Genomic DNA, 20,610 nt, shown 5'->3' with positions numbered 1-20,610 from the left:
GCCGTAGCATTTCCTGAAGTGATCTCATACCTTAACAGCCAGTTAACGCTATTTGACGAGCCGCGCCGTTATTCATCGATATGAAACGTATTTGTCTCCAAAGAAGGATGACCATCGATACTCAGCCTATTAGGCTCCGATCCATCGAAACCGAGGAAAGAGTTGGGGCGCATGCGCCTTCCCGCGACGATCTCGGAATGGTTCGGCAGGCATGTCGCGCTTGCTATTGCCGGCCTGATGGCGATCGGGATCTTCATTCTTCTCGTTCTGCTGATGGACACCGCGCGCCAGGAGAACCGGCGCAGCGCAGACATGGCGCGATCGCTTGTCGAGCAGGGGTTCCATCAGAAGGAGGTGGACCTCGCACGTCAGGTGAGGGACTACGCGAGCTGGGGCGAGGCCTACCGCAACCTGCATGCCGCCACCAATGTAGAATGGGCGTACGGGCTGCAGAACCTGGGCCCGACGCTGTTTCGCGATCTTGGCATCGACTTCGTGTTCGTTGTCGGGCCGACCGACGCCACCACCTATGGCGTGGTCGCCGGCAACCTTTCGACAGTCTCCGCCATCGATCTGTTCGGACCCCGCCTGGCGCGTCTCGTAGCGCGCCTGCGGGAAGGCGGAACGGAAGCGACCCCCCCGATCGCCGATGTCATGGTGTCCTCGGGCACGCCGGTTCTCCTGGCCGCGGCGGCGCTGAACCGCGGACAGGACGTGAGCGTCGCGACCGTACCGGGGCCGCCGTCGGTGCTCATTTTCGGCGACGTACTCACCGCGGAAGGGCTGGAGGAGAGTCGCACCAGCATCTTCGCCAACCTCCGCGCGGTGACGGCACCCGGCGGCAGCACGGCGAATGCGCTGCCGATAGGTTTGCCTACTGAGCCGGCTCTCGCTTACCTCATGTGGGATCCCGATCAGCCCGGCGACCGGCTGATACGCCGCCTGCTGCCGTGGATCGGTACGCTGCTTGCGGCGCTCGTGCTTCTCGCAACGATCATCCTCGTGCATGGAGCCCGGACCGCCCGGCGTCTGCGGGAGAGCAGCACACGGCTGTCGGATGCCCGAAGCCGCTCGCAATATCTCCTGCTGCATGATGTCGGCACCGGCTTGCCTAATGACAGGCTCCTTCAGCAGATGCTGGAGCGCAGCCTGGTCGAGGCCGTCCCCCAGCGAGCCACCGTCGCCCTGCTGCATATTCACCTGACGCGGTTGACGGCGATCCACGACGTGCTCGGCAGCGAGGTGAGCAACCAGGTGGTCGCCGAAATGGCGCACCGGCTGAAAGGCAAGGCGCGCGACTACGACATCATCGGCCGTGTCGTGGGCGGCGATTTCGTCGTGGGGTTCACGGGCACTCTGGAGAGGGCGGAAATCGAGCAGATCAGCCGACGCTTCATCGACGTCATCGCGGCTCCGGTCCATACCACGCTGGGGGAGCTGCGCACCTCCGCGGCGATCGGTATCGCCCTGGCGCCGGCCGATGCGGACTCCGCGGAGGAACTGCTTCGCCGTGCGCGGCTCGCCATGGGTGAGGCCATTCGCGACGGCAGCGACGACGTGATCTTCTTTCGTCCGTCGATGGAACGGCGCATTGAGGAGCGCCAGCTGCTCGAAACGGAGCTCCGCGAGGCCGTTGCCCGGCAGGAGTTTCAGTTGGCCTTCCAGCCGCGCTACCTGACCTCGTCGCAGCGACTCGTCGGCGTGGAAGCGCTGGTCAGGTGGCCGCACAAGCGCCTCGGTGTGGTCAACCCGGCCGAGTTCATTCCACTCGCGGAAGAAACCGGCCTGATTGTCGCGATCGGCGAGTGGGTTCTGCGGGAAGCCTGCCAGTTCGCCGCGGGTTGGCCGGACCTTGCCGTGTCGGTCAATCTTTCCCCTGTGCAGTTCCGACGGTCGGATCTCGTCGCGAAGGTTCAGCAGGTGCTCGCGCAGACCGGCCTCGAGTCGCATCGCCTCGAGCTGGAGCTCACCGAAAGCACGCTGCTGGAGAACACCGAGCTGTCGCTGGCACAACTGCAGCAGCTGCGCGCGCATGGCATCCGGCTGGCGATCGACGATTTCGGTACCGGTTATTCGTCGCTCGGATATCTGCGCTGCTTTCCGTTCGAACGCATCAAGATCGATCGGTCGTTCATCGTCGACCTGTCGCCGAGCGGGCAGGCGCGAGCCATCATCCAGGCAATCATCGATCTCGCCCATGCGCTGGGCATGTCCGTCACCGCAGAAGGGGTGGAGACCCCCGAGCAACTCGTGATGCTGCAGGCGGACGGCTGCGACGAAGTGCAGGGCTTTCTGCTGGCACGGCCCATGCCGGCGGAACAGCTGGTGGCTCTGCTGGCGCAGCGTTCGAGCTGACATCGCCGTCAAGCCCCTGCGTCGAAAATGTTTCAGGGTTCCGGCGGGACCGCCGATACCGTTCCTTAACCCTGCGCTCCGTATCCCAGAGAGGTTCGGATCGACGGTGGTCCGATGACTTCCAGGGGCGATCGACAACCATGCGGTCTTCGGCACGACCTCCCGAATCGACGGATGGCAACTCTCGGGAAACCCCCGTTCCGCCGGAGGGTGGCTCGGGCCGCTTGCAGCGGCGCAATCTCTCCCGCCCCGTTCCGGCCGGAGGCGCCCCCGGCGCCGAGGCGAAGCCGGCGGCACAGGCGGTGAACCGCGATTTTCATGTGCCGAGTTGGCTTCAGCCGTTCACGCAGGGGCCGAATACCCGCTTCACCCGTACGCCCGACTATCTGCTGCGTCCGCTGCCGGCGTCGCTCCCCGTCCTCCCGACGAGCGCGCAGGATGCTCCCCTGCCGGCGCCGCGGTTCGATATTCCTCCGCGCAAGCCGCTGCTAGCCGAGCCGATTCGCGCGGCGCAGAAAAGCGGGGCGCGTCCCGCCGTCGATCTGCCTGAGCCCGGCGATCTGGCGGGCGCGGCGCCCGATGTGGCCTTGAGCGTCGACGCAGCCGCCGCGCCGGAAGCGGCCGAGCCACGCGCGACCGCCGCCGCGGCGGTGACAGGGGACCAAGCGCTGTCGACCAGCCAGCGCCCGCCGGCGCCCTCCCGCGGACTGCGCAATCTGGCGCGGGTCATTCAGGTGGGCTGGGAAGACTGGCCCGAGGATGTTTCGGTCGATGATCAGTTGCTGGCCGCTGCACCCGCCGCGCTGCCGCCCATCCCGGCCGAGCCCGCGCCGGTGGTCGATTCCATCGCCCCGATGTCGGCGGCGATGACCGTGCGCGTGTCGTTCGGTTGGCCGGCCACCGTGCCCGCCATTCCCGCGATCGAAACGGCCGCGCCGATCGCGCCCCGTCCGGAGCCTCTGGCGGCGGCGGTGCCGCCTGCCGTTACGGCGGCTCCCCTGCCGGCGCCGGTGATCAGTCGTGCGGAGGCGTCGGCGCCTCTCGGAGCGGTTGCTACCTACGAGCTGCCACCGCTCGAACTGCTCGCCGAACCTCCCGTCACCGAGCCCTGCTTCGAACTGTCCGAGGAATATCTCGAGCGCAATTCCGTCGCCCTGCAGCAGACCCTGCACGACTTCGGTGTGCGCGGCGAGATCATCGACGCCAACCCCGGCCCGGTGGTCACGTTGTATGAGCTGGAGCCGGCGCCCGGCACAAAGTCGAGCCGCGTCATCTCGCTGTCCGGCGACATCGCCCGCTCGATGAGTGCGGTCTCCGCCCGCGTCGCCGTGGTGGAGGGTCGCAACGTCATCGGCATCGAGCTGCCGAACCAGCGGCGCGAGACGGTGTGGCTGCGCGAGATGCTGGCGAGTCATGAGTTCGAGGCAGCGAAGTCCAAGCTCGGCATCGGCCTCGGCAAGACCATCGGCGGCGAGCCGGTGATCGTCGATCTCGCCCGCATGCCGCATCTCCTCGTTGCCGGCACCACTGGTTCGGGCAAGTCGGTCGCCATCAACACCATGATCCTCTCGCTGCTCTACCGGATGACGCCGGAGCAGTGCCGCCTCATCATGGTCGACCCGAAAATGCTGGAACTCTCCGTCTATGACGGCATCCCGCATCTGCTCACGCCGGTCGTCACCGACCCGAAGAAGGCGGTCATCGCGCTCAAATGGGCGGTGCGCGAGATGGAGGAGCGCTACAAGAAGATGTCGCGCCTCGGCGTGCGCAACATCGACGGCTTCAACGCCCGCGTCGCCGACGCACGCGCGAGCGGCGAGACCATTACCCGCATCGTCCAGACCGGGTTCGACAAGGAGACGGGCAAGCCGGTTGAGGAAGAGCAGGCGATGGACCTGACGCCTCTTCCCTATATCGTCGTCATCGTCGACGAGATGGCCGATCTGATGATGGTGGCGGGCAAGGAGATCGAGGGCGCCATCCAGCGCCTCGCCCAGATGGCCCGCGCCGCCGGCATCCACCTGATCATGGCGACGCAGCGCCCCTCGGTCGACGTCATCACCGGCACCATCAAGGCCAATTTCCCGACCCGCATCTCCTTCCAGGTAACGAGCAAGATCGACTCGCGCACGATTCTCGGCGAGATGGGCGCCGAGCAACTGCTCGGCCAGGGCGACATGCTCTACATGGCCGGCGGCGGCCGCATCACCCGCGTCCACGGGCCGTTCGTTTCGGATGGCGAGGTGGAGAAGGTCGTCGCCCATCTGAAGCGGCAGGGCCGCCCCGAATATCTCGACGCGGTGACTTCCGACGAGGATGCCGAGGAGGAGGCGCCGGCCGCCGAGGACGGCGCGGTGTTCGACAAGGGTTCCTTCGGCGAGGAGGGCGGCGACCTCTACGACCAGGCGGTCGCCGTGGTCATGCGCGACCGCAAGGCCTCGACCTCCTATATCCAGCGTCGCCTGCAGATCGGCTACAACCGCGCCGCCTCGCTGATGGAGCGGATGGAAAACGAGGGGCTGGTCGGCCCGGCCAACCACGCCGGCAAGCGTGAGATCCTGAAGGACGAGCGGGCGGGCCGATAGCCGCCCGCGACCGCGCCGGTGCCGGTACGCGCCGCCCGGCGGCTCAGTCGGGCCGGGGTCGGGGCAACGGTACCGCGCCGGTGATGGGCGGGGGCGCGTTGCGTGCCGCCAAGGATGCCATCTGCGTGGCGGTCTGTTCCAGGATCAGCCGTTGGATCGCGTCATTGGTGGCGAGCAGTGCATGCGGCACCATCCGGCCGCTGACGTCCCATGCATCGATGTTCTGCGCGCCGGCGATATCCGGAAAGCCCGGCCCGTGGATGTTGATGCAGCGCGAGACCGGGCAGGACGGCGAGCCCGGCGCGGCGTCGATGGTGATGACCAGCGGCTCCTGCTCGCCGGCGCGGACCATCTGTCGGGCGCGGCGCAACGCCGAGGTGCCGCCCATGGAATGGCCGATGATGATATCCGGCCGCTCCTGTTCCGATTTCAGCATCATGTGCGTGTCGACAACGGCGCGGTAGCCCTGCCGTCGTAGCGCCGCCGCAAGCGTCGACACGCCCACATAGTTGTTTTCCATGTAGACGCCGAGCCCGTCGAGCAACAGCACGGTCGGCTGGACCGTCTGTCCATTCACGGGTGACAGAACCGCGAGAACGATCGACAGGGCCGCGAGCAGGGAGAAAGTTCGGCCGGGCAGGGGGGAGGCAAAGATCACGTCGATACTCTTCGCGTGGCTGGGTGACAGCCGGGCCCCTTGGGCGTCATAGTGCGATGCAGCGTCAGCGCTGTCTACCCCGTCGAAACGCGGCACACAGGCGCTGTCGCCGTTGCTTGCGGCGACGGTGGCCTCCGGGTTGCGGAGTGACGCAGCCACGGGAGGGAGCGCTGGGGCCTGGCGCGCAACCGAAGGGACGATCGCGGTGAGGCGACCATGATGCGGGCGATGGTGCTGCGTGCGATCGGGCGCCCCTTGGTCGAGGAGGAACGGCCGGTGCCCATGGCGACTGCCGGGCAGTTGCTGCTGCGGGTCGAAGCGTGTGCCGTCTGCCGTACCGATCTGCACGTGGTCGACGGCGATCTGCCAGATGTACCGCTGCCGATCATTCCCGGTCACGAGATTGTCGGCCGTGTCGAGGTTGTCGGCGACGGCGTCTCGGGCATCGCCATCGGGGACCGTGTCGGTGTTCCCTGGCTGGGGCACACCTGCGGTGCCTGTCCCTATTGCCAAGGGGGGCGGGAGAACCTCTGCGATGCGCCGCTCTTCACCGGCTACACGCGCGATGGCGGCTTTGCGACCCATGTGATCGCCGATGCCGCCTACGCTTTCCCGCTGGCCGGATTCGATGATCCCATTGCCACCGCTCCGCTGCTGTGCGCCGGGCTCATCGGCTGGCGCACGCTGGCCGCGGCCGGATCGGCGCGGAGCATAGGTATCTACGGGTTTGGCGCGGCGGCCCACATCGTCGCGCAGGTGTGCCGCTTTCAGGGTCGGCGGTTCTTCGCGTTCACCTCGCCCGGTGATCGGACGGCACAGGATTTCGCGCGTAGCCTCGGCGCCAGATGGGCGGGTGGTTCGGACGAAATGCCGCCGGAGCCGCTCGACGCCGCCTTGATCTTCGCGCCGGTCGGGGCTCTCGTTCCCGCCGCCCTGCGCGCGGTGCGCAAGGGCGGCCGGGTTGTGTGCGGGGGAATCCATATGAGCGACGTTCCGAGCTTCCCCTACCGGATCCTGTGGGAAGAGCGGAGCCTCGTCTCGATCGCCAATCTCACCCGGCGGGATGCGACCGAGTTCCTCGCGCTGGCGCCCCGCGCCGGGATCCGCACGCATACGGCCACCTATCGCCTCATCGACGCCAACCGGGCTCTGGACGATCTCCGGCAGGGCCGCCTGAGCGGTGCCGCCGTGCTGGTTCCGGGCTGATCGCCGACGCCCGATGGGGGGTGGCACGCGCCACCCCGCGAGCAGCCGGGCCGGGAAGAAGCGGCTGAGCTTCCCCGGTGCGAGCACTCGTCGGGTGCTGCCGAGAGAGGCTGCCGGCTGCATTCTCCTGCGAAGCGGTGCCGTCGGGGGCGTGCGCAACAGCGAGGGTCTGAGGGTCTTCGGGCCCGGCGGATCGGCCAGCCATCCCGACGCGATTGCCGGCATTCTGGCCCGCCCGGTCTCCACGCGTTTGCCGTTCCGGCAAGGAAATACTCTTGCCGCTGCGGGGAGCCTGTTTGCGGGGCGCCGGCGAACGGCATCCGATCGAACGCTTCGGCTTGCCAGATGCAGCGCCTGCGCTATATATCCGCCGCTCCCGACGCTGCCCCCTATTGGTGTGTGGCCCGGGAAATGTGCGGGCGCTCGTCGCCCGTGTCGGAGGGGTGGCCGAGTGGTTGAAGGCGCACGCCTGGAAAGTGTGTATACGGGAAACCGTATCGCGGGTTCGAATCCCGCTCCCTCCGCCAAGTCCCTTCCCTCAGCCGTCCTTGGCTGACTTTCAACCCCACCAAATCCCTTCAAAGTCAACGGCTGATGTGTTGTAGCCGTCCCTCGCCGTTTGCTACAATCACCGTCAATCGGTGGGGCATGGGGTGGGGTAGAGGTGGCGAAGGCGGTCAACAAGCTGTCGGCACGGACGGTGGCGACCCTCGCCGAGCCGGGCCGCTATTCGGACGGCGCCGGGCTTTATCTTCAGGTCAGCCCAAGCGGGGCGAAGTCCTGGCTGTTCATGTTCAAGCGGGACGGCAAGCGCCGGGAGGCGGGACTTGGATCGGTGCGCGATGTCTCGCTCGCCGAGGCTCGGCAGAAGGCCGCGGATGCGCGCAAGCTTCTCGACGCCGGCAAAGACCCGCTGGAAGAGCGCCGCTCGGCGAGCGCGGCAGAGAAGGCGCGTCGCGGCAAGCCGACCTTCGGGGAGGTCGCCGACGATCTGGTCGACCGTATCGCGCCCGGCCTGCGCAATGAGAAGCACATCGCCCAATGGCGCATGACGCTTGGCCCGACCTATTGCGAAGCGATCCGCTCCAAGCCGGTGGACGAGATCACCACCGATGACATTCTCGCCGTGCTGGAGCCGGTCTGGAACGAGAAGGCGGAGACGGCCTCGCGCATCCGTGGCCGGATCGAGCGGGTGCTGGACGCCGCCAGGGTGAGAGGCCTGCGCACCGGCGAGAACCCCGCCCTCTGGCGCGGTCACCTCGACAGCCTGTTGCCCAAGCGCCAGAAGCACCAGCGCCGCCATCATGCCGCCATGCCCTATCAGGACGTGCCGGCCCTCGTGAAGCGGCTCGCGGCGGGTGATGGCGTGTCGTCACGCGCACTGGAACTCCTGATCCTGACGGCGGCTCGCTCGGGCGAGGTGATGGGTGCGACGTGGGGTGAATTCGACCTGAAGGCCGCCGTGTGGACGGTGCCTGCTGCGCGGATGAAGGCCGGGCGCGAGCATCGCGTGCCGCTGTGCGCTCGTGCCGTCGTGATCGTCGAGGGCATGCGCACCCTGCGAATGACGGATGACGACGGCGCCTTCGTCTTCCCCGGCGCCAGGAGCGGCAAGCCGCTCTCGGTCATGGCGTTCGAGATGCAGATGCGCCGGATGGAATGCGACTTCACGGTGCACGGCTTCCGCTCGTCCTTCCGGGACTGGGCAGGGGAGGAAACCCACTTCCCGCGCGAGGTGGCGGAGGCGGCGCTGGCCCATACGGTCGGCAATGCGGTGGAGCGCGCCTACCGCCGCGGCGACGCGCTGGAGAAGCGCCGCAAGCTGATGGTCGCGTGGGAAGCGTTCCTGGCGGGCAAGCCGAAAACCGATTCGCCTGAAGCGGCACCGGAGGCCGCTGCCGCCGAGGTCGACGGCGCGCTGGAATAGACATCGGGCTACGGGCGAAAATTATTTTCTCTTCCCGTATCAGTTTATAGTCGATCGTGATCGTTTTTCGCGTGTAATGGCGATGCGCGACCACGGCTTCAGCGTATTTACAGCCATCGTTGCTCTGGCAATGCTGCACGGAATTGCGGGTATCTGCACCGGGCAGCGACATGAACCCCACCGGACATTCTGACCGACACCCCGCACCGAGCCCCCACGCTCTGAGCGTGAAGCATGCCGCGATCTATTGCGGCCTCTCACCCCGCGGCATCGCGGGCATGATCGCGGACGGCCGCTTGCCGAGCATCAAGATCGGCCGCCGACGGCTCATCCTGATCGAAGATCTGAACGCCATGCTGCATGGATCCGCCGATCCGCTCCGTCGCGTCCTTGGCGACCGCGATCTGTCGGCGGACGAGGCCCGTGCGCACGTCGACGGATCCCTCATTTGGTGGGATGCCTGTTAGCGCGCTTTCGGCACCAACCCCACCGGCGAGGCGTAAACCATGGTCAATACGGCACTCGGAAATTGGCTCGTTCCTGAGCGGAGTCGTGGACGGCGCCAACACGCGCAAGCTGGGGGATCGGCATTAACGCGAGGATGCCCTTGCCGAGCGCCGGCCGAAGCTGGCCGAGGGCGCGGATGCTCGCGACGCGACGATACGGATCGCGACTATCAACTCCACAAGGATGCCGCCGATCGCTCCAATCGCCTCACGGAACAGTCGATGGCGATCAACCGGAGAACCAGGATTCCACCGCCCGCAGCGCGAGGCGGATGCACCCCTGCGAGCGGGTGAGCGGAAGTCCGAGTTGGATGCCCTCGCCAATCAGGACGAGCTTCGCGATGCTATCGGGGTGAACCTTCGTCCGCGCCGGTCCGTCGGGGCGTGACGCCGCCGGAAGCCGCCAGCCCCCCACGCGTGAAACTGCCTCCCCGCCCGCCGAAGATGATCGACACGCTGGTGAAGCAAGGCAAGGTCGAACGGGCGACGGCCTTCCGACAGGCCATGGACAATCAGCGCGTTCAGGACGCGTCCAGAACCTTGGGGGCACGCATTCTGCCCGGGCGCGGGGTGGACGACACGCATCAGAACGCGCGAATGACGTCGCGGGGTCGAGCCGAGACGCCAGAAAGGACTGCGGAGATCGCACCGAAAACTGTTCGTCAGCTTGTCCGGCGACTTCTGAGGCGAGGCGCAGTCCTTGCGCCCGAGGTCCCAAACGCGCCCGTCGACCTACGCACACCGAAGGTGCGAGCGGATGTCGGTAAGCACGCCTCCCTTGCGCACTGCCCCCGGCAGCGGATGGCGGACGGCACGCTCGGCCACATCGGAAGCTTCGATCAGCGCGGCGAGGTCGAGGCCGGTCTGGATGCCCATTTCCTCGCACAGGAAGGCGAAATCCTCGGTGCACAGATTGCCGGCCGCGCCCTTATGGGCGGCGAAAGGGCAGCCGCCGATGCCGCCGATGGAGGTGTCGAACTCGGCCACGCCCAGCTGCAAACCCGCATAGGCATTGGCGATGGCGAGGCCGCGCGTGTCATGGAGGTGGAGCGAGATGGCCATCTCGGGGTGCCGCTCGCGAATCGCTCCCACCACCTTCGTCACCGTCTGCGGCGTCGCCCAACCCATGGTGTCGGACAGGCCGATCGCAGTGAGTGTCAGACCGATGTGTGCAGCGATGGCGAGCGCGTCGTCCAGCGTCGCGAGCACCTGTGCCACCGGGATGTCGCCCTCGAAATTGCAGCCGAAGGCCGCGCTCACATTGGCCTTGTTCACCGCGATGCCGGCGCCCTGCATCATCAGCGCCATGCCGTGCGCCCGCTCGCGCTGCCGGGCCGGCGTCGCGTTCTGGTTGCGGGCGAGGAAGGCGGCGGAGGCGCACAGGCCGATCGTGCCCTCGACATGCAGGCGCCCGGTGGCGAGGGCGCGCGCCACGCCCTGCTCGTTGAGACACAGGCCGGTGTAGGTCACCCCCTCGGCGAGCCGGATGCCCGCTACCACCGCCTCGGCATCGGCCCATTGCGGCACCCGCTTCGGGCTGACGAACGACACCGTCTGAATCTCCGGCAGCCCGGTCAGGGAGAGCGCGTCGATCAAGGCGATCTTGTCCGCCGTCGGAATCACCGTTGGTTCGATCTGGATGCCCTCGCGCGGACCGTCCTCGTTGATCCTGACGCGGGCGGGCAGATCGGTCATTGCGGGGCCCTCGGTTCGGTCGCGGCGGCCATGCCGGGCGCGACGGCGGCGCGCCTCGCCGGGCGTGTCCGAAGCCGCGCCAGCAAAGGCAGCGCGAGAAGCAGCGCGGCAAGCGCCAGCAGCACGGCGGAGAAGGGATGAGTGAGGAAGGTGGAATAGTCGCCGTGCGAGAGGATCAGCGCCCGGCGGAACGACTGCTCCGCCATCGGCCCGAGGATCATGCCGATCACCACCGGAGCGGTGGGGAAGTCGAACAGCCGCATGGCCAGCCCGACGAGGCCGAGGACCACCAGCAGCACGAGATCGAGCAGCGACTGGCTGATGCCGTAGGTGCCGACCATGGCGAAGACCAGGATGGCGGGGTAGAGGTAGTGCGCCGGCACCTTCAGCACCCGCACCCACAGCCCGATCAGCGGCAGGTTCAACACCAGCAGCATCACATTGCCGATGTAGAGGCTGGCAATGAGGCCCCACACCAGGTCGGGATTGGACTTGAACAGCAGCGGCCCAGGATTGAGCCCGTAGCTCTGGAAGGCGCTCAGCATGATCGCCATGGTCACCGTGGTCGGGATGCCAAGCGTGAGCATGGGCACCAGCATGCCCGCCGCAGCTGCGTTGTTGGCGGCCTCCGGGCCGGCGACGCCTTCGATCGCGCCCTCGCCGAATTCTTCCGGCCGGGCGCTGAGGCGGCGCTCTAGCGCATAGGACAGGAAGGTCGGCACCTCCGATCCGCCGGCCGGCAGCGCGCCCATGGGAAAGCCGATCAGCGAGCCGCGCAGCCACGGCTTCCACGAGCGCGACCAATCCTCCCGGCTCATCCAGAGCGAGCCACGGATCGGGGTGATGATGCTGGCGCCGGCATGGTGGCGGCAGGCGATGAACAGCGTCTCGCCCACCGCGAACAGGCCGACCGTGACAAGGATCACGTCGATGCCGTCGAGAAGCTCGGTGGAACCGAAGGTAAGGCGCATCTGCCCGGTCTGGCTGTCGATGCCGACAAGACCGAGCCAGAAGCCGGCGAACAGCGAGACCAGCCCGCGCACCACCGAATTGCCGAGCACGGCGGTGATGGCAACGAAGGTCAGCAACATCAGCGCGAAATAATCGGCTGGTCCGATCTTCAGCGCCACCTGGACGAGCAGCGGCGCCAGCAGGGTGATGCCGAGCAGCCCGACCGTGCCGGCAACGAAGGAGCCTATGGCGGCGGTGGCCAACGCCGGGCCGCCGCGGCCCTTGCGGGCCATCTGGTGCCCTTCGATCGCGGTGACGATCGATCCGGCCTCGCCCGGCGTGTTGAGCAGCACCGAGGTGGTGGAGCCGCCATACATGGCGCCGAAGACAATGCCGCCAAACAGGATGAAGATGCTCTCGACCCCGACATGGTAGGTCAGCGGCAGCAGCAGGGCGATGGTCAGCCCCGGGCCGAGCCCCGGCAGCACGCCGATGAGCGTGCCGAGGGTGACGCCGATGGCCGACCAAGCGAGGTTCTCGGGCGTGAGCGCTACGGAAAAACCGTGCAGCAGCTCTAGAAACGAATGGCCCACTCAAGCGTCCTTTCAGGAAGCCCCTCGCCGATCTGCAGCCCGAGCCCGATCGAGAAGAGCACATAGGTCGCGGTCGCCGCGGCAAGGCCCATGAACACCGACGGCACCCAGAGGCCGCGCCGGAAGGCGCGCACGGCGAAGCAGAACAGCAGCGTCGCCGCCAGGATGAAGCTGCCGCTCAAGGCCAGCGCGGCAAGGGTGAGGGCATAGGCCAGAAGGATCCAGACCAGCGCGGGCCGGTGCAGCGCCCCGGCTTCGGGATCGTGGACGAGGCATTCCCACCCGCCCCGCCGGGCCTGCCCGGCCAGCAGCAGGCCACAAAGGATCATCCCGACGCCGATGGCATAGGGAAAGGCCGCCGAATCGACCTGGCCTCCGATCGGCGAATGCGGGATGGCGGCGGCCTGCAGGGTGGCCACCGCGCCCATGGCAGTCACGACCGAGGCGGCCACGAGCGAGCGCCGGCGCCGCGCATCGGGGATCATACGAGGCCGAGCTCCTTCAGCGTCGCCCCGATGCGGCGGTTCTCGGCGGCGATGAAGGCGGCAAATTCCTCGCCGGGCAGGTAGACGCTGGTCCAGTTGCGGGCCTTCAGTTCCTGCGCCCACAGATCGGTCTTCACCATCGCTCCGATCAGCGCCAGCAGCGCCTCGCGATCCTTCGCCGAAATGTCGGGAGCGGCGAACAGGCCGCGCCAGTTGGAAATTTCCACGTCGATGCCCTGCTCGCGCAGGGTCGGAGCATCGATGCCAGCGATGCGTTCGGGCGCGGTGATGCCGAGCAGGCGCATGCCGCCGGCGGCGACATGCTCGGAGAACTCGCTGAGGCCGGACACGCCGACGCTGGCCTGTCCGCCGAGGACCGCCGCCTGGATCTCGCCGCCGGAGGGATAACCGACATAGGTGAGGGCGGTTGCCGGGATACCGAGCTGCGCGGCGATGAGGGCCGCGACGATGTGATCGGTGCCACCGGCCGAGCCGCCGACCCAGGAGACCTTCTGCGGGTCGGCCTTGAACGCGGCGACGAGGTCGCCGAGCGTCTTGAAGGGCGAATTCGCCGGCACAGCGACCGCCTGGAACTCGCCGGTGAGGCGCGCGATGGGCGTGACATTGGTGAGGTTCACCGGCGATTTGTTCGACAGGATGTTGGTGACCATCACCAGCCCGCCGACCATCAGCGCGGCGGGATCGCGCCGGTACTGGTTGACGAAGGTGGCAAGGCCCACCGTGCCGCCGGCGCCGGCGACGTTGGTGATGCGGGAGGAGCCGACCAGGCCGGCGCCGCGCAGCACCTTGTCGACAGTGCGGCCGGTAATGTCCCAGCCGCCGCCCGGCCCGCTGGGGATCAGGATCTTGAGCTGGGCGAAGTCCTGCGCGCGGGCGAGCGTGCCGGTCGCCGGCAGGGCGGCGAGCGCGGCCGCCATCTTCAGGAAGCTGCGACGTTCCATGTGTTTCCTCCCCATGATGTCCTCCCGGGCGTCCCCTTTGCGGGGATCAGGTGCTGGCGGCAAGGTGGCGGGTCTCGCGCGCCTTGCGAAGAATGGGCTCGCGCTGTGCATCAAGCGCGGGCGGCGGCAGGTCGACTGTGGGCGAGGCGCCGTTCACCCGGAAGCCGCCGCGCAGGATGGTCAGCGGCCGGCCGCTCGGCATCGGCATGTTGGCGAATTCGTGCAGGAACTCACGCTCGGCGATGTGCGGATGGTTCAGCGCCTCGGCGACGGTGAGCACCCGGCCGACCGGCACGCCGGCGGCGGCCAGAATCTCCTCCCACTCGGCGGCGGGGCGATGCAGCAGCGTGGCCTCGATCTCGGCCGTCAGCGCGGCGCGGTTCTTCAGGCGGTCGGGCCGGAGCACGAAGCGGGGATCGTCGATCAGTTCGGCCCGGCCGATGGCGGTGCACAGCGCCTCGAACTGCTTCTGCTTGTTGGCGGAGATGTTGAGCCCGCCCCGCCCGGTGCGGAACAGGCCCGAGGGGCTCGCCGCGACGTTGTCGTTGCCGAGCCGCGAGGGCTCCCGTCCGGCGATGAGGTAGTTGGAGGCGGCCCAGGCGAGCGCGCTCATGGTCGATTCCATCAGCGAGACATCGATGTACGCGCCCTCGCCCGAGGTCGCGCGGTGGGCCAGTGCGGCGGCAATGGCGAAGGCGGCATTGAGCCCGCCGAGAATGTCGCAGATCGGGAAACCGACCCGCACCGGGCCGGAGTCGGGTGTGCCGGTGGCGTCCATCACGCCGGCATAGCCCTGGATGATCTGGTCGTAGGCGGCGCGATGTCGCATCGGCCCGGTCGCGCCGAACCCGGAGATGGCACAGAAAACGAGGTCGGGCTTGATTGCCTTCAACGCCGCGTAGCCGAGGCCGAGGCGATCCATCACGCCCGGACGGTAGTTCTCCAGCACCACGTCGGCCTCGCGGACGAGGTCAAGAAAGGTGGCCCGATCCTCGCTCGCCTTCAGGTCGAGCACGATGGAGGCCTTGCCGGCATTCTGGGCGAGGTAGGAGGCGCCCATGCGCTGCTGGCCGAGCTCGGCGTCGGCGCCGAACAGGCGGGCGAGATCGCCATCGCCGGGCGCCTCAACTTTGATCACCTCGGCGCCGAGCAGGGCAAGCTGGTAGCCGCAATAGGGTCCGGCCAGCATGCTCGAGAGGTCGATGACACGGTAGCCGGCGAGCAGCCGGGTGGCTCCGGTCGAGGTTGATGGGCGCGGCGGTGCTTGGCTCAAGGATGTGTTCCCTCTGTCTCCGGGGACGATAGGCGCGCGCATCATCTCCACAAGCGATTAAATTTCATATCCATACATTCTCACAGGTGATAAATTAGTTCTGGAATGGGCGGCTGAAATCGCACGCCTCCCTTGCGAGTTCGGTGACCGAGGCGGTGAAGGAGGAGGCGCTTTCGTCGCGGTACATGGCGACATAGGGGATGCGGGGCGGCCCCGGCTCGGTGTCGAGCTCGATCAGCTTGCCGGCGTCGACCAGATCCTGGAAGCAGCGGCGCGGCAAGTAGCTGATGCCGAGCCCGGCCACGGTCATGCCGATGAGCGCCACCAGGCTGTTGCAGGTCATCACGTTGGGAAGGACCACGCCCTGGCCCTTGAGCCAGCGGGTGAGCGTCATCGAGTAAACCGACGAGCGCTCCTGCATCAGGATCGGGTAGTCGGCCAGCGTCGTCACCGACAGCACGCCGGAATGACGCATCAATTCCGGCTTGGCCAGCCAGGCATTGGCGACCTCCTGAAGCGGCACCGCCACGATGTCGGAGGGCACCAGTACCTCCGGCACGATGATCAGGTCGATGGTGCCCTCCTGGAGCCGGTCGATCAGGTTGCGGCTCTTGCCGACCTCCGGGCGGATTTCCGCCGGACCGTGGCGGTGGCGGAACTCGGTGACGAGGCGCGGCAGCCAGGTGAGGGCGGTGAGCTCGGTGACGCCCACATTCAGGCTGCGGGCAGGAAAGCCCGGGGACTGGCTCAGCGCCGCCGCCCGGCGGCCGAGTTCCAGCATCTCCTCCGCGATCATCAGGAGCCGTTCCCCCTGCAGGGTCAGCCGGACCCCGCGCTGGCGGCGGTCGAACACGGCGACCCCGGCGGCGGCCTCCAGCTCCTGGATACGCTTGGAGATCGCCGACTGGGTGGTGTTCAGCCGCGCGGCGGCCCGATCGAAGGTGCGCAGCTGGACGATCCAGTAGAACGCTTCAAGCTGCTTGAGGGTGATCAATGCCATCTCCTTTGGCGATGATTCACCATGACTTTAAATCGTTTTTGTCGATTGCGCAGCGGTGTTAGCTCAATTGCCACCGTCCGGCCGCGTGAAGGCCGCGCGCAGCTGGAGGATACGCCATGCCCGCTACCGCTCCCCTTCCGTCTGAGCCGGCGAATCTCGTGGATGCGTTCCGCGCGATCCCGACCTCAATCCTCAGCGACAATCTGGACCGGCTGTCCGGCCCGGTCGGCATAGGGCCCTATTACAGCGGCGCGCGCATGTGCGGGCGGGCACTGACGGTGCGCACGCGCGGCGGCGACAATCTGTTCATCCACAAGGCGCTGGAGATCGTGCGGCCGGGAGAAGTCATCGTGGTGGATGGCGCGGGCGATGTCGGGCGAGCGCTGATTGGCGAGATCATGAAGGAGATCGCGCTGTCGCGCGGCGCGGCCGGCTTCGTCATCGATGGCGCCATTCGCGATGTCGAGGCATTCCGCGATTCGGATTTCCCGTGCTTTGCCCGCTCGGTAATCCATCGCGGGCCTTACAAGAACGGCCCCGGCCAGATCAACGTTCCCGTCGCGCTCGGCGGCTGGGTGGTCTCGCCCGGCGACATCGTGGTGGGCGATGCCGATGGCGTAGTGTCGTTCAGCCTGGAGGAGGCACCGGCCCTCCTCGCCCGCGCCCATGCCCAGATCCGGCGCGAGGAGGCGGCGATCGCCAGCATCCGTGCCGGGCTCTATGACGGCGCCTACGCCCGCGGCTGACATCGCCGAGATCAGGTGCCGCCGAGTTCCTGCGCCAGGATGGCGTTGACCGCCGGTGCCCGTTCATACTGGACCCAGTGCCCGGCCTCGGGAACGCGGTGGAAGGCGGCACGGGGATCGCACGCTTTCAGCAGCGACTCGCGCGCGTCGAGGTGCCCGCGCGCGATGGCGTCTTCCTCGCCCCAGATGCCGATTAGCCGGGCGGGAATCCGCGGCAGCAGGTCGTGCAGGACGCCCATGCGCGAGATGCGCCGGCTCTTCACCCGGGCGCGCGCAACATTCTGCGCCTGCACATACGCCGCGAGGTCGTCCACGCTCTCGGCACGGTGGAGCATGAACGCCGCCAGATTGGCGCGATGGATGGTGTCGATCGCCGCCGCATCCTCCACCCCGCGCGTGCTGGTCAGCGCCACGGGCTCGGCCCGGCCGAGCCGCAGGCCGCCGCTGCCGACCAGCGCAAGCCGGCCCACCCGCGAACCGAGCCTGGCCGCGATCACGCCCGCCACCGAGCCGCCGAAGGAGAAGGCCGCGATGTCGAACGCGGTCTGCCCGCCGATGATCCGATCAAGTCCCGCGAGCACCGGCGTAGCCACGCCCTCCGCCGTCGCGGGATCGTCCGGGTCGCCGGATTCGCCAAAGCCCGGAAGGTCGGGCGCCAGCACGAAATGGCGGGTCGCGAGGGCTTCGACATTCGCGATCCAGTGCGTCCAGGAACCGTAGCCGCCGTGCAGCAGCACCAGCGGCCGGCCCCGGCCCCAGCCGCGCCACACCAGCGGGTGGTCGGCCAGGCGCGTCTCGAACCGGCGGGCGCGGCAGGCGATCGCGGCGACGGTCTCGGCGGGCGAGGTGTGGGCGGCTGTGCCATCCGCCGGCATAGCGGTCACGCGGCTCCCGCCGCCCGCCGGCGCAGGGCCGAGAGCGAACCCCCACGCATCACCGAGCCGGGCAGGGGATGGCCGACGATGCGCTCGGCCAGCAGGGCGGCCTCGACGAGGCGGTCGAGGTCGATCCCGGTGCGCACGCCCATTTCCTCGCACATCAGCACGAAATCCTCGGTGCACAGATTGCCCGCCGCCCCCTTGTGCGCCGCGAAGGGGCAGCCGCCAAGCCCGCCGACCGAACTGTCGAAATGGCGCACGCCCATCTCCAGCCCGGCCAGCGCGTTGGCCAGCGCCAGCCCGCGGGTGTCGTGGAGATGCAGGCAGAGCCGGATCTCGGGATAGGCATCGCGCAGCGCGCCGATGGTGCGCCGGATCTGCTGCGGATTGGCCCAGGCCATGGTGTCGGAGAGCCCGAGTTCCTCCAGTTCGATGTCGAACTCCTCGGCGATGGCGAACACCGCGCGCACCGTCGCCAGCAGGCGCTCCAGCGGGATGTCGCCCTCGAAGTTGCAGCCGAAGGCGGCACTGACGCTGCCGCGCAGGATTTGCACCCCCGCCTCCTGGAACACGCCGATCATGGCGCGCCGCGCCTCGCGCTGGCTCGCGGGCGTCGCGTTCTGGTTGCGGCGCAGGAAGGCGGCGGAGGCGCACAGGCTGATGCCGCCCTCGATGTGCAGCCGCCCGGTGGCGAGCGCGCGCCTCAGCCCCTGCTCATTGAGATAGAGCCCGGTGAAGGCGACGCCCTCGCGTGGCCTCACGCCGGCCACCACCGCCTCGGCGTCGGCCATCGAGGGCACCTTGCGGGGGCTGACGAAGGAGGCGATCTGGATTTCCCTGATGCCCGTGGCGGCGAGGGCGTCGATCAGCGCGATCTTGTTGGCGGTCGGAATCGCGGCGCTTTCCATCTGGAAGCCCTCACGTGGTCCGTCCTCGTTGATGACGACGGTGGACGGCAGGTGGGACATGGAAACTCTCCGGGGAGGAAGGGGCGGGGGCCGGGGGCGCCTCAGCGCACGAGGCTGACGCCGGGAATACGGTGGGCAAGCGCGAGGAAGACGAGGGTGATCGCGATCTGGATGGCTGACAGCGCCGCCATAGGGCCGATATCGCCATTGGCCCAGTAGCGCAGCATCGCCGTGCCGAGCACTTCCGTGCCCGGTGCGAAGAGGAACACGGCGGTGGCGTATTCCTTCAGGAAGGCGATGAACAGCAGGCAGTAGGAGGCCAGCATGGCCGGGCGCAGCAGCGGCAGGATCACCGCCCGGCAGGACTGCCACCATGAGGCGCCCATGACGCGGGCGGAGCGGTCGAGGTCCGGGCCGATCTGCAGCAGCGCTGGCGACATGGCGCCGTAGCCGGTGGGGATATAGCGCGCGAGATAGGCGAGCCCGATGATCCAGATCGTGCCGGCGAGGTGCTGGATCGCCGGGATGGCCAGCAGGGCGTAGAACACGCCGAGGCCGGCGATCATGCCGGGCACCCCGCGCGGCAGCAGCGCGACCAGCTTAAGGATGCCGCGGAAGCGGAACTGGGAGCGGTGCACCACGATGGTTACCAAGGCGTAGCCGAGGGTGGCCACCGCGCCGCCCACTACCGAGAGCAGCAGCGTGTTCCACAGGGCGCGGATATTGCCCGGCAGGGTCAGCGCCTGGGCGAAGTTCTCCAGCGTGAGAACCTGCCAGAACGGCACCAGCGGCGAGATGAAGCTGACGAAGCCGCGCAGGAAGACGAACATCATCGGCATCACGATGCCGAAGCCGGCATAGAGCGCGAGCAGGGCGAAGGCGGGCCAGCGCGAGGTGCCGAGATCGAATTGCCGCCGCAGGCCGGCCTTGCCGCCCACCGTGACGAAGCGGCGCGTGTTGCCGAGCAGGCGCTCCTGCAGGAGGATCAGCAGGCCGACGATGACCAGCAGCACCACGGTGGCCGCGCCGACCAGGCCGTAATCCGGCTTGGGGCGCTCGATGCCTTCGGCATAGATGAAGGACATGAACATGCGGATGCCGGCCGGCTCGCCCAGCAGCAGCGGGATGGACAGCGTCTCCAGCGCGTTGAGGAAGTTCAGTATGCCGCTGTAGGCGATGGCGGGTGCCAGCATGGGCAGCGTCACCGTCCGCAGGATCCGCAGCGGCCGGGCACCGCACACGCGCGCGGCGTCCTCCAGCGACGTGTCTGCCAGCGCCGACGAGCTGAGGCAGAACAGCACCGTGATCGGCACCGACGAGATGCCCGAGATGATCGCCATGCCGGTGAGGCTGTAGAGGTTCCACGGCTCGATGCCGACGGCGAGCTTCACATACATGGTGAGGTAGCCAGTAGGGCCATAGGCGACGAACCAGCCAAAGGTGAAGACGAGCCCGGAAATGAAGATCGGCCAGAGCACCAGGCTGCCGAACACCCGCGCGCCAGGAACGTTGGTTCGCCCGATCAGGATCGCCAGCACCGCGCCGAGGCCCTGCGAAATCAGGGTGGAGAAGAAAGAGAAGACGAGCGAGTTGTAGACGACGCCGGCGAACGCCTCGTGGCCGAACAGGCGGCCGAAATTGCCGAGCGTCAGCAGGCCGCCGGCATCGTAGATCGGCCGGTCGATGACCGCCTGGTACAGGATGGGCACGATCGGCCCGACCACGACCAGGAGGGTGACGAGCGCCAGCGCGTACTGGATCGCGGCGGCGCCAAGCCCCGCCGGGAGCCTCGGTCGGCCCCCGGGCTCGACCGGCAGGGCGCGCGCGATGGCGCCGGTATCCATGCTCACCTCGGTATCTCCCTCGGCCATGCCTGTTCCGC

16 protein-coding genes and 1 tRNA gene are annotated in these 20,610 nt (G+C 68.0%); 7 read left to right on the top strand and 10 right to left on the bottom strand.

Features of this window, described 5'->3' with window-relative positions:
* Positions 1-171 precede the first annotated feature (171 nt).
* On the top strand, positions 172-2,355 hold the full coding sequence (locus ACEUEL_RS16360; RefSeq protein ID WP_405707498.1) for a putative bifunctional diguanylate cyclase/phosphodiesterase: 2,184 nt from the start codon (positions 172-174) through the stop codon (positions 2,353-2,355).
* Between the two features lie 224 nt (positions 2,356-2,579).
* The gene (locus ACEUEL_RS16355; protein WP_405707497.1) at positions 2,580-4,940 is read left to right on the top strand and encodes a DNA translocase FtsK; all 2,361 of its coding nucleotides are present in this window, start codon (positions 2,580-2,582) and stop codon (positions 4,938-4,940) included.
* A gap of 43 nt (positions 4,941-4,983) precedes the next feature.
* Here the strand turns inward: ACEUEL_RS16355 and ACEUEL_RS16350 are convergent, their stop codons facing one another.
* Entirely contained in the window at positions 4,984-5,757 is a 774-nt protein-coding gene (locus ACEUEL_RS16350; protein WP_405707495.1) for an alpha/beta fold hydrolase, read from the bottom strand.
* A 60-nt stretch (positions 5,758-5,817) separates the two neighbouring features.
* Between ACEUEL_RS16350 and ACEUEL_RS16345 the strand changes: the two genes are divergently transcribed.
* From ACEUEL_RS16345 to ACEUEL_RS16330, 4 genes are all read left to right on the top strand, one after another.
* A complete protein-coding gene (locus ACEUEL_RS16345; protein ID WP_405707611.1) occupies positions 5,818-6,804 on the top strand; it encodes a zinc-dependent alcohol dehydrogenase family protein in 987 nt (328 codons plus the stop codon).
* 437 nt (positions 6,805-7,241) lie between these two features.
* Positions 7,242-7,331: transfer RNA gene (locus ACEUEL_RS16340), tRNA-Ser, on the top strand.
* 137 nt (positions 7,332-7,468) lie between these two features.
* Positions 7,469-8,731, top strand: coding sequence for a tyrosine-type recombinase/integrase (locus ACEUEL_RS16335; RefSeq protein WP_405707493.1), 1,263 nt, complete (start codon positions 7,469-7,471; stop codon positions 8,729-8,731).
* 227 nt (positions 8,732-8,958) lie between these two features.
* Positions 8,959-9,198 carry a helix-turn-helix domain-containing protein gene (locus tag ACEUEL_RS16330; RefSeq protein WP_405707492.1) on the top strand — a complete coding sequence of 80 codons (240 nt, stop codon included), beginning with the start codon at positions 8,959-8,961 and terminating at the stop codon, positions 9,196-9,198.
* A gap of 771 nt (positions 9,199-9,969) precedes the next feature.
* Here ACEUEL_RS16330 and ACEUEL_RS16325 read toward each other — a convergent pair.
* The 6 genes from ACEUEL_RS16325 to ACEUEL_RS16300 form a co-directional block, all read right to left on the bottom strand.
* Positions 9,970-10,932, bottom strand: coding sequence for a hydroxymethylglutaryl-CoA lyase (locus ACEUEL_RS16325; RefSeq protein WP_405707491.1), 963 nt, complete (start codon positions 10,930-10,932; stop codon positions 9,970-9,972).
* The gene (locus ACEUEL_RS16320; protein ID WP_405707489.1) at positions 10,929-12,476 is read right to left on the bottom strand and encodes a tripartite tricarboxylate transporter permease; all 1,548 of its coding nucleotides are present in this window, start codon (positions 12,474-12,476) and stop codon (positions 10,929-10,931) included. The genes ACEUEL_RS16325 and ACEUEL_RS16320 overlap by 4 nt, the downstream gene beginning before the upstream one ends.
* Positions 12,458-12,961, bottom strand: coding sequence for a tripartite tricarboxylate transporter TctB family protein (locus tag ACEUEL_RS16315; RefSeq protein ID WP_405707487.1), 504 nt, complete (start codon positions 12,959-12,961; stop codon positions 12,458-12,460). Before ACEUEL_RS16315 ends, ACEUEL_RS16320 begins: the two co-directional genes overlap by 19 nt.
* Positions 12,958-13,923, bottom strand: a complete 966-nt coding sequence (locus ACEUEL_RS16310) for a Bug family tripartite tricarboxylate transporter substrate binding protein (protein ID WP_405707485.1) — start codon at positions 13,921-13,923, stop codon at positions 12,958-12,960. The genes ACEUEL_RS16315 and ACEUEL_RS16310 overlap by 4 nt, the downstream gene beginning before the upstream one ends.
* Positions 13,924-13,969: 46 nt before the next feature.
* Positions 13,970-15,196 carry a CaiB/BaiF CoA transferase family protein gene (locus ACEUEL_RS16305; protein WP_405707483.1) on the bottom strand — a complete coding sequence of 409 codons (1,227 nt, stop codon included), beginning with the start codon at positions 15,194-15,196 and terminating at the stop codon, positions 13,970-13,972.
* 94 nt (positions 15,197-15,290) lie between these two features.
* On the bottom strand, positions 15,291-16,196 hold the full coding sequence (locus tag ACEUEL_RS16300) for a LysR family transcriptional regulator (protein ID WP_405707481.1): 906 nt from the start codon (positions 16,194-16,196) through the stop codon (positions 15,291-15,293).
* A gap of 116 nt (positions 16,197-16,312) precedes the next feature.
* Here ACEUEL_RS16300 and ACEUEL_RS16295 point away from each other — a divergent pair, with 116 nt between their 5' ends.
* Positions 16,313-16,942, top strand: a complete 630-nt coding sequence (locus ACEUEL_RS16295) for an RraA family protein (RefSeq protein WP_405707479.1) — start codon at positions 16,313-16,315, stop codon at positions 16,940-16,942.
* An 11-nt stretch (positions 16,943-16,953) separates the two neighbouring features.
* On the opposite strand, the gene ACEUEL_RS16290 is transcribed toward ACEUEL_RS16295, so the two are convergent.
* From ACEUEL_RS16290 to ACEUEL_RS16280, 3 genes are read right to left on the bottom strand one after another with little or no spacing between them, the layout of a single operon-like run.
* The gene (locus tag ACEUEL_RS16290; protein WP_405707610.1) at positions 16,954-17,817 is read right to left on the bottom strand and encodes an alpha/beta fold hydrolase; all 864 of its coding nucleotides are present in this window, start codon (positions 17,815-17,817) and stop codon (positions 16,954-16,956) included.
* Positions 17,818-17,822: 5 nt separating this feature from the next.
* Complete coding sequence (locus ACEUEL_RS16285) at positions 17,823-18,788, bottom strand: hydroxymethylglutaryl-CoA lyase (protein WP_405707477.1); 966 nt, start codon at positions 18,786-18,788, stop codon at positions 17,823-17,825.
* A 41-nt stretch (positions 18,789-18,829) separates the two neighbouring features.
* Entirely contained in the window at positions 18,830-20,599 is a 1,770-nt protein-coding gene (locus tag ACEUEL_RS16280; RefSeq protein WP_405707475.1) for an ABC transporter permease, read from the bottom strand.
* Between the last annotated feature and the right edge of the window lie 11 nt (positions 20,600-20,610).

Source organism: Ancylobacter terrae, from assembly GCF_045108345.1.
In the GTDB taxonomy this organism is placed as follows: Bacteria; Pseudomonadota; Alphaproteobacteria; order Rhizobiales; family Xanthobacteraceae; genus Ancylobacter.
Note: the sequence above shows the minus strand (reverse complement) of the source record. Positions and strands in the feature narration are given on the sequence as shown.

What these genes read in the sequence shown, in the direction of transcription:
- ACEUEL_RS16360 (WP_405707498.1), top strand. Translation starts at nt 172, where the DNA reads ATGCGCCTTCCCGCGACGATCTCGGAATGGTTCGGCAGGCATGTCGCG.
- ACEUEL_RS16345 (WP_405707611.1), top strand. Translation starts at nt 5,818, where the DNA reads ATGCGGGCGATGGTGCTGCGTGCGATCGGGCGCCCCTTGGTCGAGGAG.
- ACEUEL_RS16325 (WP_405707491.1), bottom strand. Translation starts at nt 10,932, where the DNA reads ATGACCGATCTGCCCGCCCGCGTCAGGATCAACGAGGACGGTCCGCGC.
- ACEUEL_RS16315 (WP_405707487.1), bottom strand. Translation starts at nt 12,961, where the DNA reads ATGATCCCCGATGCGCGGCGCCGGCGCTCGCTCGTGGCCGCCTCGGTC.
- ACEUEL_RS16310 (WP_405707485.1), bottom strand. Translation starts at nt 13,923, where the DNA reads ATGGAACGTCGCAGCTTCCTGAAGATGGCGGCCGCGCTCGCCGCCCTG.
- ACEUEL_RS16300 (WP_405707481.1), bottom strand. Translation starts at nt 16,196, where the DNA reads ATGGCATTGATCACCCTCAAGCAGCTTGAAGCGTTCTACTGGATCGTC.
- ACEUEL_RS16295 (WP_405707479.1), top strand. Translation starts at nt 16,313, where the DNA reads ATGCCCGCTACCGCTCCCCTTCCGTCTGAGCCGGCGAATCTCGTGGAT.
- ACEUEL_RS16290 (WP_405707610.1), bottom strand. Translation starts at nt 17,817, where the DNA reads ATGCCGGCGGATGGCACAGCCGCCCACACCTCGCCCGCCGAGACCGTC.
- ACEUEL_RS16285 (WP_405707477.1), bottom strand. Translation starts at nt 18,788, where the DNA reads ATGTCCCACCTGCCGTCCACCGTCGTCATCAACGAGGACGGACCACGT.
- ACEUEL_RS16280 (WP_405707475.1), bottom strand. Translation starts at nt 20,599, where the DNA reads ATGGCCGAGGGAGATACCGAGGTGAGCATGGATACCGGCGCCATCGCG.